Origin of the sequence: Escherichia sp. E10V5, from assembly GCF_004212315.1 — a bacterium.
Taxonomy (GTDB): domain Bacteria; phylum Pseudomonadota; class Gammaproteobacteria; order Enterobacterales; family Enterobacteriaceae; genus Escherichia.
Window position 1 is genome coordinate 31949 of record NZ_RHJM01000020.1, and the last position, 14888, is coordinate 46836.

13 protein-coding genes are annotated in these 14888 nt (G+C 50.4%); 10 read left to right on the plus strand and 3 right to left on the minus strand.

Going from position 1 to position 14888, the window contains the following annotated elements:
* Positions 1 to 12: 12 nt before the first annotated feature.
* Positions 13 to 951, minus strand: a complete 939-nt coding sequence (fruK, locus tag D9738_RS14735; RefSeq protein WP_000091270.1) for a 1-phosphofructokinase — start codon at positions 949 to 951, stop codon at positions 13 to 15.
* The gene (gene fruB / locus D9738_RS14740; protein ID WP_130207094.1) at positions 951 to 2081 is read right to left on the minus strand and encodes a fused PTS fructose transporter subunit IIA/HPr protein; all 1131 of its coding nucleotides are present in this window, start codon (positions 2079 to 2081) and stop codon (positions 951 to 953) included. Before fruB ends, fruK begins: the two co-directional genes overlap by 1 nt.
* A gap of 367 nt (positions 2082 to 2448) precedes the next feature.
* Between fruB and setB the strand changes: the two genes are divergently transcribed.
* The gene (gene setB, locus D9738_RS14745) at positions 2449 to 3630 is read left to right on the plus strand and encodes a sugar efflux transporter SetB (protein ID WP_130260503.1); all 1182 of its coding nucleotides are present in this window, start codon (positions 2449 to 2451) and stop codon (positions 3628 to 3630) included.
* Here setB and D9738_RS14750 read toward each other — a convergent pair.
* The gene (locus D9738_RS14750) at positions 3627 to 3881 is read right to left on the minus strand and encodes a YkgJ family cysteine cluster protein (protein ID WP_064526801.1); all 255 of its coding nucleotides are present in this window, start codon (positions 3879 to 3881) and stop codon (positions 3627 to 3629) included. The two genes, setB and D9738_RS14750, sit on opposite strands and share 4 nt — an antisense overlap.
* Positions 3882 to 4035: 154 nt before the next feature.
* Between D9738_RS14750 and yeiP the strand changes: the two genes are divergently transcribed.
* From yeiP to D9738_RS14795, 9 genes are all read left to right on the plus strand, one after another.
* Entirely contained in the window at positions 4036 to 4608 is a 573-nt protein-coding gene (gene yeiP, locus D9738_RS14755; RefSeq protein ID WP_001136827.1) for an elongation factor P-like protein YeiP, read from the plus strand.
* A 221-nt stretch (positions 4609 to 4829) separates the two neighbouring features.
* The gene (locus D9738_RS14760; protein WP_130207098.1) at positions 4830 to 6296 is read left to right on the plus strand and encodes a mannitol dehydrogenase family protein; all 1467 of its coding nucleotides are present in this window, start codon (positions 4830 to 4832) and stop codon (positions 6294 to 6296) included.
* A 118-nt stretch (positions 6297 to 6414) separates the two neighbouring features.
* Entirely contained in the window at positions 6415 to 7401 is a 987-nt protein-coding gene (gene yeiR / locus D9738_RS14765) for a zinc-binding GTPase YeiR (RefSeq protein WP_130260504.1), read from the plus strand.
* A 38-nt stretch (positions 7402 to 7439) separates the two neighbouring features.
* On the plus strand, positions 7440 to 8144 hold the full coding sequence (lpxT, locus tag D9738_RS14770) for a Kdo(2)-lipid A phosphotransferase (RefSeq protein WP_130260505.1): 705 nt from the start codon (positions 7440 to 7442) through the stop codon (positions 8142 to 8144).
* 421 nt (positions 8145 to 8565) lie between these two features.
* Positions 8566 to 9132 (plus strand): bifunctional murein DD-endopeptidase/murein LD-carboxypeptidase, encoded by a 567-nt coding sequence (gene mepS, locus D9738_RS14775; protein WP_000241011.1) that lies wholly within the window; start codon positions 8566 to 8568, stop codon positions 9130 to 9132.
* A 182-nt stretch (positions 9133 to 9314) separates the two neighbouring features.
* Complete coding sequence (locus D9738_RS14780) at positions 9315 to 10871, plus strand: cyclic di-GMP phosphodiesterase (protein WP_130207104.1); 1557 nt, start codon at positions 9315 to 9317, stop codon at positions 10869 to 10871.
* Between the two features lie 81 nt (positions 10872 to 10952).
* Entirely contained in the window at positions 10953 to 12767 is a 1815-nt protein-coding gene (locus D9738_RS14785) for an extracellular solute-binding protein (RefSeq protein ID WP_130260506.1), read from the plus strand.
* The gene (locus D9738_RS14790; RefSeq protein WP_130260507.1) at positions 12768 to 13862 is read left to right on the plus strand and encodes a microcin C ABC transporter permease YejB; all 1095 of its coding nucleotides are present in this window, start codon (positions 12768 to 12770) and stop codon (positions 13860 to 13862) included.
* Positions 13862 to 14887 carry an ABC transporter permease gene (locus D9738_RS14795; protein WP_130217098.1) on the plus strand — a complete coding sequence of 342 codons (1026 nt, stop codon included), beginning with the start codon at positions 13862 to 13864 and terminating at the stop codon, positions 14885 to 14887. Before D9738_RS14790 ends, D9738_RS14795 begins: the two co-directional genes overlap by 1 nt.
* Position 14888 lies beyond the last annotated feature (1 nt).

Genomic DNA, 14888 nt, shown 5'->3' on the forward strand with positions numbered 1-14888 from the left:
CCTCTCCTGCTGTCAGTTAAAAGGTTGTAAGTCGACGCGCGCCATCATTGCGGCCAACTGCGGACGATCGGTAATACCCACATTGCTTTGACTTACCGCCAGGGCAGCAACAGCTGTCGCCAGACGCAGAGTGTGTTCACTGGATTCACGCATCAGCAAGCCATAAATCAGGCCACCAACCATAGAATCCCCTGCGCCAACGGTGCTTACGACATCGACTGACGGTGGTTTGGCGATCCATTCGCCGGAGGCATTAACCCAAAGCGCGCCTTCGGCACCCAGTGAAATAACGACATGCGCGATACCTTGTTCACGCAGCGCATGCGCAGCTTCAATCACATCTTTCATTTCAGGCAGTTTACGGCCAGCCCAGATTTCCAGCTCGCGGCGGTTAGGTTTCACCAGCCACGGTGCCGCTTTCAAACCTGCCACTAACGCTTCACGACTACTATCAAAGATAATGCAAGGACACTGACTACGCAGGCGAGTCATCCAGTCGGTGAAGGCTTCCGGGCTGACGCCTGATGGTAAACTGCCGCTGACACAGACCATATCGAACTGACCAAGCCAGCTCAGAGAATCCGTCACAAAGCGTTCCCAGTCGGCTGGAGTGACTTCAAAACCCGAGAAGTTGAGGTCGGTCACTTCGCCGTCTTTTTCCGTCAACTTGACATTAATACGGGTGCGCCCCTGTACAACCTGGAAACGGTTGGCAATGCCCAGCTCGCTGAACAATTGCTGAAACCCATCCTGGTTATCTTTACCGAGGAAGCCGCCAACAGTGACATCAATACCCAGATCTTTCAGAACTTTGGCAACGTTGATACCTTTACCCGCCGCATGCAGACCGGTGGTTTTTACCAGGTTCACTTCGCCGCGTTCAATTTCCGGGCAGAAACCAACAAGGTCATAAGCCGGATTAAGGGTGATCGTAGCAACACGTCTGCTCATTACGCGCCCTCCCCAAGACCTGCGGCGATGGCGTCGCCAATGGCGTTCAGCGCCTGTTCAGCATCTGGTCCCTGGGCGGTAAAGCGTAGGCGATGACCTTTCTTAACGCCAAGTGCTACAACTTTCATCAGACTACGTCCGTTTGCCGGTTTGCCGGTGCCATCAAGGTTTGTCACGGTAATATCACTGTTAAATTGTTTAATGGTATTGACCAACATGGTGCCTGGACGGGCATGCAGGCCGTGTTCATTGCGCACCACAAACTCCGCGCTTAACACGTCGTCGGTCGGCGCATCATCGCTGGTCAGCAGTGCCAGCAGCGTTGCCGCATCTGCTTTCAGCAAGCGGTCAGCTTTATTGTCGAGCAGCAAATCGGCGAGACGCTTAAGAACCGCGACGGGCTGATCGTCATTCATCGCCACACTCACCAGCATGGCAGCCGTTTCGCCGTCCACATCAAAAGCATTTGCCGCACGGCTTACCGCAATCGCGCTACGCAGATTACCTTCGGCGCTATCGCTCAGCCAGATGCCTTGCCCGAGATTTAATGGCTGCTCGTTGATGGCTTTGGTGACGAAGGTAGCGTCAACTGCGCCCGCTTCTTTCAGACGAGCGGCGTTTAACGCTTGCAGGGTCAGCAAATCACTGGCAACGATATCCAGTGTCAGCATTTCGTTATCAAGCTTCAGCTGCTCACTCTGCTTTTCGCCCATCAGCAATGCGCGAAGTTCTTCTGCTGTTGTTGCTGACTTCAGTTGTTCAGCAACGGAATCATCGCTCAGTACATGGGTTAGTTGGCGCAGCAAGCCCAGATGTTCATCGGAGCTGGCGGCAATACCGATAGCCACGTACGCGACTTGACCTTCACCCCATGTCACACCTTCCGGGAACTGAAATACCTGAACGCCGGTTTTCAGTACCTGATCGCGGGTGTCGGTAGTACCGTGTGGAATAGCAATCCCGTTGCCGAGAAAGGTTGAGGTTTGCTGTTCGCGCGCCAGCATGCCATTGACGTAGCCTTCCGCTACATTACCGGCTTGCACCAGCGCCGCGGCGACCTTGCGAATAGCCTCTTCTTTGTCTCCGGCCTTCTCGCCCGGATGGATGTCCTGTACGGATAACTGGAACATAGTTCTCCTCTCTTGCTGAATTGAAACGATTCAGCTTCTATGAGAAAAAAAGCGCCAACCTGGCTTAGGATTAAAGACAAGATCGCGCTGAAACGTTTCAATCAAGAATAATACTTCTTCTTCAGCACGCAAGGGAAGCCGCTAAATTATGTCCAAAAGTTTGATGTGCTGCACATTTTTTTGCCAAAAATCTGAAATGCTGACAGTGAAATTAGCCATCAGCATTAGCATTTCGACGGCGTCAGCTGAGGATCAGCAAGAGTGAAATGCCATTTTGATTATTCGTAGCGAGTTTGATTTCACTGACTGTTTATTTTCTGACAGGCAGCGTAAACTCCGCGTCTTCATCTTTCACTGATCGACCAGCATGCATAACTCCCCCGCAGTTTCCAGCGCGAAATCGTTTGACCTGACGTCAGCGGCGTTTTTAATTGTTGCCTTTCTCACCGGTATTGCAGGCGCCCTGCAAACCCCGACGCTAAGTATTTTCCTCACTGATGAAGTGCACGCGCGCCCGGCGATGGTGGGATTCTTCTTTACCGGCAGCGCCGTTATCGGAATTCTGGTCAGTCAGTTTCTCGCCGGACGCTCTGATAAACGCGGCGATCGTAAATCGCTGATTGTCTTTTGCTGCCTGTTAGGCATGCTGGCCTGTACCCTTTTTGCCTGGAATCGCAACTACTTTGTTTTGTTATTCGTGGGCGTTTTTTTAAGCAGCTTTGGTTCTACCGCCAACCCGCAAATGTTTGCTCTTGCTCGTGAACATGCCGACAAAACCGGGCGTGAAGCGGTGATGTTCAGCTCTTTTTTACGCGCCCAGGTATCGTTAGCGTGGGTCATTGGCCCGCCGCTGGCGTATGCCTTAGCGATGGGATTCAGCTTTACGGTAATGTATCTCAGCGCGGCCGTGGCGTTTATTGTCTGCGGTGTGATGGTGTGGTTGTTTTTACCGTCGATGCAAAAAGAGGTGCCGCAAGCAACTGACACGGTTGAAGCGCCTCGCCGTAATCGTCGCGATACACTGCTGTTGTTTGTGATTTGTACATTGATGTGGGGCTCGAACAGTCTGTATATCATCAACATGCCACTATTTATTATCAACGAACTGCATCTTCCTGAGAAACTGGCGGGCGTGATGATGGGGACCGCAGCCGGGCTGGAAATTCCGACCATGTTGATTGCCGGATATTTTGCCAAACGTCTGGGTAAGCGCTTCTTAATGCGCGTTGCCGCCGTAGGTGGCATCTGTTTTTACGCAGGTATGCTGATGGCACATTCACCTGTCATTCTGTTGGGCTTACAACTGCTGAATGCTATTTTTATCGGCATTCTGGGCGGTATCGGGATGCTCTATTTCCAGGACCTGATGCCCGGTCAGGCAGGTTCAGCCACCACGCTCTATACCAATACGTCGCGCGTGGGCTGGATCATCGCTGGTTCAGTTGCGGGCATCGTCGCCGAGATCTGGAATTATCACGCGGTGTTCTGGTTTGCGATGGTGATGGTTATCGCCACCCTGTTTTGCTTGCTGCGGATTAAAGATGTTTAAGGCGCGGTCAACATTTCCAGATCGATAAGCCAGGTCATGGCCTGCTGACGCGTGTTACCGCACATTTCAGCACTGGCCTGCAAGCCTGCGCAAACTTTCGGCCGCAGTGGAGATGTGAAAATTTTACAGCGTTGCTGTTCATCAAGCTGAATGCAGGGCGTATTGGCGGGCTTGCCATCTGGCATACCGGGAATAGGACTGGAGATTGAGGGGGCGGTGCAACACGCCCCGCAACCCGGACGGCATTCCATACGTTGTTCTCTTAAGGTTAACCACCGGATTGAGGAGCGCGCACATTACCACCTTTTTGGCACCAGCAAAAGTGCGAATACCACTTGCCTGAAAGGCCCGTCGCGAGTAGTTTGTCGCGATATTTTTGACATTTTCGACAACAGGAATTTTTCGATGCCAAGAGCGAACGAAATTAAAAAAGGTATGGTACTGAATTACAACGGCAAACTGCTGCTGGTTAAGGACATTGATATTCAGTCGCCTACCGCCCGCGGTGCCGCTACGCTGTACAAAATGCGTTTTTCAGACGTCCGTACCGGACTGAAAGTGGAAGAACGCTTTAAAGGCGATGATATCGTTGATACCGTGACGCTGACCCGCCGCTACGTTGACTTCTCCTACGTCGATGGCAACGAATATGTCTTTATGGATAAAGAAGACTATACCCCGTATACCTTCACCAAAGATCAGATTGAAGAAGAACTGCTGTTTATGCCGGAAGGCGGCATGCCAGACATGCAGGTTCTGACCTGGGACGGTCAACTGCTGGCGCTTGAACTGCCGCAGACCGTTGATCTGGAAATCGTTGAAACCGCTCCTGGCATCAAAGGCGCTTCTGCCAGTGCCCGTAACAAACCGGCGACCTTGAGCACCGGCCTGGTGATTCAGGTACCAGAATACTTAAGCCCGGGCGAAAAAATTCGTATCCATATCGAAGAACGCCGTTATATGGGGCGTGCTGACTAACTTCAGCCACATTCAGAAAAGGGACAGCTCAGACTGTCCCTTTTTAATTTATTATACCAATCCTTCATTTTGCGCCTCCTGAACACCTTTCGCCTGCAATATTCACTTGTAAATTGATCGTCCTCACACTTCATCGCATTAACAATCCAGACCAATTTCAATTGCTGTCATATAACTTTACACTAGCGTTGTTAATCAATCGTTACTAAGACGTGACTTCTATGAACACAATTGCCTCCACTACGTTCCCGCCTCACATTCACACTCCACGTTACGATCGCCAGCAATTGAAATCCCGTATCGTTCATTTTGGCTTTGGAGCCTTTCACCGCGCACATCAGGCGTTACTGACCGACCGTGTGCTGAATGCCCAGAGCAGCGATTGGGGGATCTGTGAAATCAGTTTGTTCAGCGGCGATCGGCTAATGAGCCAACTTCGCGAACAGGATCATTTATATACCGTGTTGGAGAAAGGCGCAGACGGCAATCAGGCGATTATTGTCGGGGCCGTTCATGAATGCCTGAATGCAAAACTGGATTCCTTAGCGGCGATTATTGAGAAGTTTTGCGAACCGCAGGTGGCAATTGTGTCCCTGACCATTACCGAAAAAGGTTATTGTATCGACCCGGCCACCGGTGCGCTTGATACCAATAATTCGCGGATTATTCATGACTTACAAAGCCCGGAAGAACCTCACTCCGCGCCAGGCATTCTTGTCGAAGCGCTGAAACGCCGTCGTGAACGTGGCCTTGCGCCGTTTACCGTACTTTCCTGCGATAATATTCCCGACAATGGTCATGTGGTGAAAAATGCGGTGCTGGGGATGGCTGAAAAACGCTCTCCAGAACTTGCCGAGTGGATAAAAGAACACGTCAGCTTTCCGGGAACCATGGTCGACCGCATTGTCCCGGCAGCAACGGAAGAATCACTGGCAGAAATTAGCCAATATCTGGGCGTGAATGATCCCTGTGCAATTAGCTGCGAGCCGTTTATCCAGTGGGTGGTAGAAGATAACTTCGTCGCAGGGCGCCCAGCCTGGGAAATCGCAGGTGTACAAATGGTGGATGATGTCCTGCCGTGGGAAGAGATGAAACTGCGCATGCTTAATGGCAGCCACTCTTTTCTCGCTTATCTGGGCTACCTGGCTGGATTCGCCCATATTAGTGATTGCATGCAGGACCGCGCATTTCGCCATGCCGCCAGAACATTAATGCTGGAGGAGCAAGCGCCAACGCTACGGATTAAAGATGTCGATTTAACATACTATGCGGATACGTTAATTGAACGTTTTGCCAATCCAGCGCTGAAACATAAGACCTGGCAAATCGCGATGGATGGCAGTCAAAAATTACCGCAACGCATGTTGGCAGGGATTCGCATCCATCTGGCTCGCGAAACAAACTGGCCGTTACTGGCATTAGGCGTCGCAGGTTGGATGCGCTATGTGAGCGGCGTAGATGATGCCGGAAAAGCTATCGATGTCCGCGATCCGCTTTACGATAAAATTCACAACCTCGTTGCGGGCAGTAGCAGTGAACAACGCGTCACCGCCCTGCTTTCTTTGCGTGAAGTATTCGGTGATGACCTACCAGATAACCCGCATTTTGTGCAGGCCATCGAACAAGCCTGGCAACAAATCGCGCAGTTCGGCGCGCATCAGGCGCTATTAAACACCCTCAAAATTTAACGATTTCTGCGGTTAAAGCGGATGGAGCATCGCTTCGTCCGCCCTCTCTCTTCTCTTTTCCGCCTTTTTTAGCCAGGATTAACGCACAGTTAACTCATCTGATTATTGCGGAGCCGTTGTGACCAGGACCAACCTCATCACCGGTTTTCTCGGCAGCGGGAAAACAACCTCTATTCTTCATCTGCTAGCCCACAAAGATCCCAACGAAAAATGGGCGGTTCTGGTTAATGAATTTGGGGAAGTCGGAATTGATGGTGCTTTGCTCGCCGATAGCGGCGCATTGCTGAAAGAGATCCCCGGCGGCTGCATGTGCTGCGTTAATGGTTTACCCATGCAGGTAGGGTTGAATACCTTACTGCGCCAGGGAAAACCAGACCGCTTGCTGATAGAGCCGACCGGACTGGGTCATCCGAAACAGATCCTCGATCTGTTAACCGCGCCGGTCTATGAACCGTGGATCGATCTGCGCGCCACGTTGTGCATTCTCGATCCGCGCCTGCTGCTGGACGAAAAAAGCGTCGGTAATGAAAACTTCCGTGATCAACTGGCTGCCGCAGACATCATTGTCGCCAATAAATCCGACCGTGCTACGCCAGAAAGCGAGCAAGCGTTACAACGCTGGTGGCAACAAAACGGTGGCGAACGGCAATTAATTCACAGCGATCATGGGCAAATTGAAGGTCATCTTCTGGATTTACCTCGTCGAAATTTAACTGAGTTACCCGCCAGCGCTGCCCATTCGCATCAACATAACGAGAAAAAAGGATTAGCGGCATTAAGCCTGCCAGAGCATCAACGCTGGCGTCGCAGTCTGAATAGCGGACAAGGACACCAGGCCTGCGGTTGGATATTCGACGCTGATACCGTGTTCGACACCATTGGCATTCTGGAATGGGCGCGACTTGCGCCGGTCGGACGCGTAAAAGGCGTGATGCGGATACCAGAAGGTCTTGTGCGCATCAACCGTCAGGGCGATGACCTGCACATTGAAACGCAAAACGTTGCACCACCAGATAGCCGCATTGAGCTGATTTCCAGCAGCGAAACTGACTGGAACGCCTTACAGAGCGCGCTGTTGAAGCTTCGTTTAGCGACCAACGCGTAAGGTTGCCTGCGTTTTTCAGTAAGATAATTAGAGAAAATATGATCAAAAATTTGCCGCAAATAGTGCTGTTAAATATTGTCGGCCTCGCGCTGTTTCTTTCCTGGTACATTCCCGTCAATCATGGATTCTGGTTGCCAATTGACGCGGATATTTTTTATTTTTTTAATCAGAAACTGGTCGAAAGCAAGACTCTTTTATGGCTGGTTGCGTTGACTAATAATCGCGCCTTCGACGGTTGTTCACTGCTGACGATGGGAATACTGATGCTGAGTTTCTGGCTGAAAGAAAACGCACCCGGCAGACGGCGTATTGTGATTATTGGTCTGGTCATGCTGTTAACCGCAGTGGTATTAAACCAGTTGGGCCAGGCATTTATTCCGGTAAAACGGGCCAGTCCGACATTGACCTTTACAGATATTAACCGCGTCAGCGAACTGCTATCTGTTCCAACGAAAGATGCCTCACGAGATAGTTTTCCCGGCGATCATGGCATGATGCTGCTTATTTTTTCCGCTTTTATGTGGCGATATTTCGGAAAAGTCGCAGGAGTAATCGCCCTTATTATATTTGTGGTTTTTGCATTTCCCAGAGTGATGATTGGCGCACATTGGTTTACCGATATCATTGTCGGTTCCATGACGGTGATATTGATTGGGTTGCCCTGGTGGCTAATGACACCTTTAAGTGATCAATTAATCGCCTTTTTTGACAAATCACTGCCTGGAAAAAATAAACATTCATAAAACAAATAACTCACAGTAATTAACATCATCAGGTTTATTTTCATAGTAGGGATAATCCTGATGATGTGCGACTTTGCTCTCGTTCATTAAGTGAAATGATCATTCTCTAAGCAAATGAATGGATTGCGCATCTTTTAGACAACAGTGCTTTAATTGACCAATCCCGTTTATTAACTTTCTGTATCACTTTTTCTTATAAAAAATCATGTAAAACCGCTCGCCAAGACCGCGTCAATCGGGTAATCTCGAACACGTTTTGCCTCGGCGGTAGATTATCCTCACAGCATATAATTTTGTGCGTTAGTCCACAGATTTGGCCTTAAGGAATTGTTTCAACGTGCCCAGGTAATTAGTCTCGTGTCGCTTGGCATTTTTTTATAACGATATTTGTCGTTAAGGACTTCAAGGGAAAACAAACAACATGGTCAAATCTCAACCGATTTTGAGATATATCTTGCGCGGGATTCCCGCGATTGCAGTAGCGGTTCTGCTTTCTGCATGTAGTGCAAATAACACCGCAAAGAATATGCATCCTGAGACACGTGCAGTGGGTAGTGAAACATCATCACTGCAAGCTTCTCAGGATGAATTTGAAAATCTGGTTCGTAATGTCGACGTAAAATCGCGAATTATGGATCAGTATGCTGACTGGAAAGGCGTACGTTATCGTCTGGGTGGCAGCACTAAAAAAGGTATCGATTGTTCTGGTTTCGTACAGCGTACATTCCGCGAACAATTTGGCTTAGAACTTCCTCGTTCAACTTATGAACAGCAGGAAATGGGCAAGTCAGTTTCCCGCAGTAATTTGCGTACAGGTGACTTAGTTCTGTTCCGTGCTGGTTCAACTGGACGCCATGTCGGTATTTATATCGGCAACAATCAGTTCGTTCATGCTTCCACCAGCAGTGGTGTTATTATTTCCAGCATGAATGAGCCGTACTGGAAAAAGCGTTACAACGAAGCACGTCGGGTTCTTAGCCGCAGCTAATAAACCGTTTGGATGCAATCCCTTGGCTATCCTGACGAGTTAACTGAAGGCACTGCTTAAGCAGTGCTTTTTTGTTTTCATTCATCATAGAAAATGATGTTTCCGTGCCTTGAACCAGGCTATAGTCCCGTCATTCTCTTCCACTTCAGCGTTGTCGTAATCTCGGGAATATTAACGGAACCATGTTCATACGCGCTCCCTCTTCCGGACGTAAGATCCTGCTTACCTGCATTATTGCGGGCGTGATGATTGCAATACTGGTCAGCTGTCTTCAGTTTTTGGTTGCCTGGCATAAACACGAAGTCAAATACGACACACTGATTACCGACGTACAAAAGTATCTCGATACCTACTTCGCCGACCTGAAATTAACCACTGACCGCCTACAGCCGCTCACCTTAGATACCTGTCAGCAGGCTAACCCTGAACTAACTGCCCGCGCGGCGTTTAGCATGAATGTTCGCACATTTGTGCTGGTGAAGGATAAAAAGAGCTTTTGTTCATCAGCGACGGGGGAAATGGATATACCGCTCAATGAGTTGATCCCGGCGCTCGATATTAACAAAGACGTCGATATGGCGATGTTGCCAGGCACGCCAATGGTGCCCAACAAACCCGCTATCGTCATCTGGTATCGCAACCCTTTATTGAAAAATAGCGGCGTTTTTGCAGCATTAAACCTGCACCTGACGCCATATCTTCTCTATAGCTCTCGTCAGCAAGATTTCGACGGAATCGCACTCATTATTGGCGATACCGTGCTTTCGACATTTTCGTCGCATTTGATGAACGTCCGTGAGTTATCCGGCAAACCCGTACGCGAAACCAAAATAACAGGCATTCCGCTGACTGTGCGTCTTTATGCTGATGACTGGACATGGAACGATGTGTGGTATGCGTTTTTACTGGGCGGTATGAGTGGAACGGTCGTTGGCCTGCTCTGCTATTACCTGATGAGTGTGCGCATGCGCCCTGGCAGAGAAATTATGGCTGCCATCAAACGTGAGCAATTTTACCTGGTGTATCAGCCGGTGGTTGATACACCAACGCTGCGGGTCACGGGCCTGGAAGTGCTGCTACGCTGGCGTCACCCTGTTGCTGGTGAAATCCCGCCGGATGCCTTCATTCAATATGCCGAATCGCAAAAGATGATCGTGCCGCTGACCCAGCATCTGTTTGAGCTTATAGCCCGTGATGCGGCTGAATTACAAAACGTACTGCCGGTGGGCATAAAGTTTGGCATTAATATCGCACCGGAACATCTGCACAGCGAGAGCTTTAAAGCGGATATACATCGGCTGCTCGCCTCCCTACCCGCGCACCATTTCCAGATTGTACTGGAGATAACCGAGCGCGATATGCTGAAAGAGCATGAGGCCACAAAACTGTTCGCCTGGCTGCACTCTGTCGGCGTGGAAATTGCTATTGATGACTTCGGCACCGGACACAGTGCGCTTATCTATCTGGAACGCTTCACGCTCGAGTATCTGAAAATTGACCGTGGGTTTATCAATGCTATAGGTACGGAAACGGTCACATCTCCGGTGCTTGACGCGGTGCTCACGCTGGCGAAACGTCTCAATATGCTGACGGTTGCTGAAGGTGTCGAAACACCGGAACAGGCGCGCTGGCTACGTGAGCGCGGTGTTAATTTCCTGCAAGGCTATTGGATTAGCCGTCCCTTACCGATAGATGATTTTGTCCGCTGGCTGGAGAAACCGCATACGCCGCAGTGGTAAGGTGTGCTTGTGTCCCTTATTATTCATAGTTGAAGCATGCCGGATTGCGGCTAATGATGAGTAAAAGGAAATCCGTTGCAGATGATTGTGCGCATACTGCTGCTGTTTATCACCCTGTTCACCTTCGGTGCGCAGGCGCAAGCTATCAAGGAAAGCTATGCCTTTGCGGTGCTGGGGGAACCCCGGTATGCTTTTAATTTCAACCATTTTGATTATGTGAATCCTGCTGCGCCGAAGGGCGGGCAAATAACGTTATCCTCCATTGGTACCTTCGATAATTTTAACCGCTATGCACTACGCGGAAACCCCGGCGCACGCACCGAGCAACTGTACGACACGCTATTTACCACTTCCGATGACGAACCCGGCAGTTATTACCCGCTGATTGCCGAAAGCGCACGCTATGCTGACGATTATTCCTGGGTAGAAGTCGCTATCAATCCGCGCGCCCGTTTTCATGATGGTTCGCCGATTACCGCGCGCGACGTTGAGTTTACTTTTCAAAAATTTATGACCGAGGGCGTGCCGCAGTTTCGCCTGGTATACAAAGGCACAACGGTCAAAGCCATAGCGCCATTAACCGTGCGTATTGAATTAGCCAAACCAGGCAAAGAAGATATGCTGAGTCTGTTTTCGCTGCCGGTATTTCCAGAAAAGTACTGGAAGGATCATAAACTTAGCAACCCGCTCTCTACGCCTCCGCTGGCCAGTGGTCCGTACCGCATTACATCCTGGAAAATGGGCCAGAATATTGTTTATTCTCGCGTTAAAGATTACTGGGCGGCCGATTTACCGGTAAATCGTGGTCGCTGGAATTTCGATACCATTCGCTATGATTATTACCTCGATGATAATGTCGCTTTTGAAGCGTTTAAAGCCGGTGCCTTTGATTTGCGTATGGAAAACGACGCCAAAAACTGGGCTACGCGCTATACCGGTAAGAATTTCGATAAAAAATACATTATCAAAGATGAGCAAAAGAACGAATCAGCCCAGGATACGCGCTGGCTGGCGTTTAATATTCAACGACCGGTATTCAGCGATCGCCGGGTCCGGGAAGCCATCACCCTCGCCTTTGACTTTGAATGGATGAATAAGGCGTTGTTTTACAATGCCTGGAGTCGCACGAACAGTTATTTTCAGAATACCGAATACGCGGCCAGAAATTACCCCGACGCCGCTGAGCTGGTGCTTTTGGCGCCAATGAAAAAAGATCTACCGCCAGAAGTGTTCACGCAAATCTACCAGCCACCAGTGTCCAAAGGCGATGGCTACGACCGTGACAACCTGTTAAAAGCCGACAAACTTCTCAACGATGCAGGCTGGGTGCTGAAAGGTCAGCAACGCGTTAATACCACCACAGGCCAGCCACTCAGCTTTGAATTATTGCTTCCTGCAAGCAGCAATAGTCAGTGGGTATTGCCGTTCCAACATAGCCTGCAACGGCTGGGTATCAACATGGACATTCGCAAGGTGGATAACTCGCAAATCACCAACCGAATGCGCAGCCGCGACTATGACATGATGCCGCGCGTGTGGCGGGCGATGCCGTGGCCCAGTTCCGATTTACAGATTTCCTGGTCATCGGAATATATCAACTCCACTTATAATGCCCCCGGCGTGCAAAGCCCGGTTATCGACTCGCTAATTAACCAAATTATTGCCGCCCAGGGAAATAAAGAAAAATTGCTGCCTCTGGGGCGCGCCCTGGATCGCGTATTAACGTGGAATTATTACATGTTGCCGATGTGGTACATGGCGGAAGACCGTCTCGCCTGGTGGGATAAATTCTCCCAGCCAGCCGTGCGCCCCATCTATAGCCTCGGTATCGATACCTGGTGGTATGACGTCAATAAAGCGGCCAAACTGCCGTCCGCCAGCAAACAGGGAGAGTAGATGGGCGCTTACCTGATTCGCCGTCTGTTGCTGGTGATCCCAACATTATGGGCGATTATCACCATCAACTTTTTCATCGTGCAAATTGCGCCTGGCGGCCCCGTCGACCAGGCCATCGCCGCCATTGAGTTTGGTAATGCCGGAGTATTACCCGGCGCAGGCGGCGAAGGCGTTCGTGCCAGCCATGCGCAAACGGGCGTCGGCAATATCAGCGACAGTAATTACCGTGGCGGACGCGGGTTAGATCCCGAAGTGATCGCTGAGATCACGCATCGCTACGGTTTCGATAAGCCGATCCACGAACGTTACTTCAAAATGCTTTGGGACTACATTCGCTTTGATTTTGGCGACAGCCTGTTTCGCAGCGCCTCGGTGCTGGCGCTGATTAAAGACAGTCTGCCTGTTTCCATCACCCTCGGATTGTGGAGCACGCTGATTATCTATCTGGTGTCGATTCCGCTGGGTATTCGCAAAGCCGTTTATAACGGCAGCCGCTTTGATGTCTGGAGCAGCGCATTTATCATCATCGGCTACGCCATTCCAGCCTTTTTGTTCGCCATCCTGCTGATTGTCTTCTTCGCGGGCGGCAGCTATTTCGACCTGTTCCCTCTACGCGGCCTGGTTTCCGCTAACTTTGATTCGCTGCCGTGGTATCAGAAAATCACGGATTATCTGTGGCATATCACGCTGCCGGTGCTGGCTACGGTGATTGGCGGCTTTGCGGCGCTGACCATGCTGACAAAAAACTCATTCCTTGATGAAGTGCGTAAGCAATACGTGGTGACCGCGCGTGCGAAAGGGGTAAGCGAAAAAAATATTCTCTGGAAACATGTGTTCCGCAACGCCATGCTGCTGGTGATTGCCGGTTTTCCGGCGACGTTTATCAGCATGTTTTTCACCGGCTCGCTGCTGATTGAGGTGATGTTTTCGCTCAATGGCCTCGGTTTACTGGGCTACGAAGCGACCGTCTCGCGCGATTATCCGGTGATGTTTGGCACCCTGTACATTTTCACCCTGATTGGCCTGCTGCTGAATATTGTCAGTGATATCAGCTATACGCTGGTCGATCCTCGTATTGATTTTGAGGGACGCTAATGTCGCGACTCAGCCCCGTCAATCAGGCCCGTTGGGCGCGTTTTCGTCATAATCGCCGCGGCTACTGGTCGTTATGGATTTTCCTCATCTTGTTTGGTTTGAGTTTGTGTTCTGAACTGATCGCCAACGATAAGCCATTGCTGGTACGTTATGACGGCAGCTGGTATTTCCCGTTGCTGAAAAACTACAGTGAGAGTGATTTTGGCGGCCCGCTGGCAAGTCAGGCTGATTATCAGGACCCGTGGCTGAAACAACGGCTGGAAGATAAAGGCTGGGTACTATGGGCGCCGATTCGCTTTGGCGCTACCAGTATCAACTTTTCCACCGACAAGCCCTTCCCCTCCCCACCTTCCCGGCAAAACTGGCTGGGAACGGATGCCAACGGCGGCGATGTGCTGGCGCGCATTCTGTATGGCACGCGGATCTCGGTTCTGTTTGGTCTGATGTTGACACTCTGCTCCAGCGTAATGGGCGTGCTGGCGGGGGCGCTGCAAGGCTATTACGGTGGTAAAGTCGATCTCTGGGGGCAACGCTTTATTGAAGTATGGTCGGGGATGCCGACGCTGTTTTTGATTATTTTACTTTCCAGCGTCGTACAGCCTAACTTCTGGTGGCTGCTGGCAATTACTGTCTTATTTGGCTGGATGAGTCTGGTCGGCGTGGTACGGGCTGAGTTTTTACGTACCCGTAATTTCGACTACATCCGCGCAGCGCAGGCGCTTGGCGTCAGCGATCGCAGTATCATCCTGCGTCATATGTTGCCGAATGCCATGGTCGCGACCCTCACCTTTTTACCGTTTATTTTATGTAGTTCGATAACCACCCTGACCTCGCTCGATTTCCTCGGCTTCGGTCTGCCGCTCGGTTCACCATCACTCGGCGAACTGCTGCTACAAGGGAAAAATAACCTTCAGGCTCCGTGGCTTGGGATCACTGCCTTCTTGTCGGTGGCGATATTGTTGTCTTTGCTGATCTTTATTGGTGAAGCCGTCCGCGACGCATTTGATCCTAATAAGGCGGTGTAAC

Bases quoted from the DNA above. Each gene is read 5' to 3' on its own strand.
- fruK (WP_000091270.1), bottom strand. From the start codon at position 951: ATGAGCAGACGTGTTGCTACGATCACCCTTAATCCGGCTTATGACCTT.
- yeiP (WP_001136827.1), top strand. From the start codon at position 4,036: ATGCCAAGAGCGAACGAAATTAAAAAAGGTATGGTACTGAATTACAAC.
- D9738_RS14790 (WP_130260507.1), top strand. From the start codon at position 12,768: ATGGGCGCTTACCTGATTCGCCGTCTGTTGCTGGTGATCCCAACATTA.
- D9738_RS14785 (WP_130260506.1), top strand. From the start codon at position 10,953: ATGATTGTGCGCATACTGCTGCTGTTTATCACCCTGTTCACCTTCGGT.
- D9738_RS14760 (WP_130207098.1), top strand. From the start codon at position 4,830: ATGAACACAATTGCCTCCACTACGTTCCCGCCTCACATTCACACTCCA.
- D9738_RS14780 (WP_130207104.1), top strand. From the start codon at position 9,315: ATGTTCATACGCGCTCCCTCTTCCGGACGTAAGATCCTGCTTACCTGC.
- fruB (WP_130207094.1), bottom strand. From the start codon at position 2,081: ATGTTCCAGTTATCCGTACAGGACATCCATCCGGGCGAGAAGGCCGGA.
- mepS (WP_000241011.1), top strand. From the start codon at position 8,566: ATGGTCAAATCTCAACCGATTTTGAGATATATCTTGCGCGGGATTCCC.
- setB (WP_130260503.1), top strand. From the start codon at position 2,449: ATGCATAACTCCCCCGCAGTTTCCAGCGCGAAATCGTTTGACCTGACG.
- lpxT (WP_130260505.1), top strand. From the start codon at position 7,440: ATGATCAAAAATTTGCCGCAAATAGTGCTGTTAAATATTGTCGGCCTC.
- D9738_RS14795 (WP_130217098.1), top strand. From the start codon at position 13,862: ATGTCGCGACTCAGCCCCGTCAATCAGGCCCGTTGGGCGCGTTTTCGT.
- D9738_RS14750 (WP_064526801.1), bottom strand. From the start codon at position 3,881: ATGGAATGCCGTCCGGGTTGCGGGGCGTGTTGCACCGCCCCCTCAATC.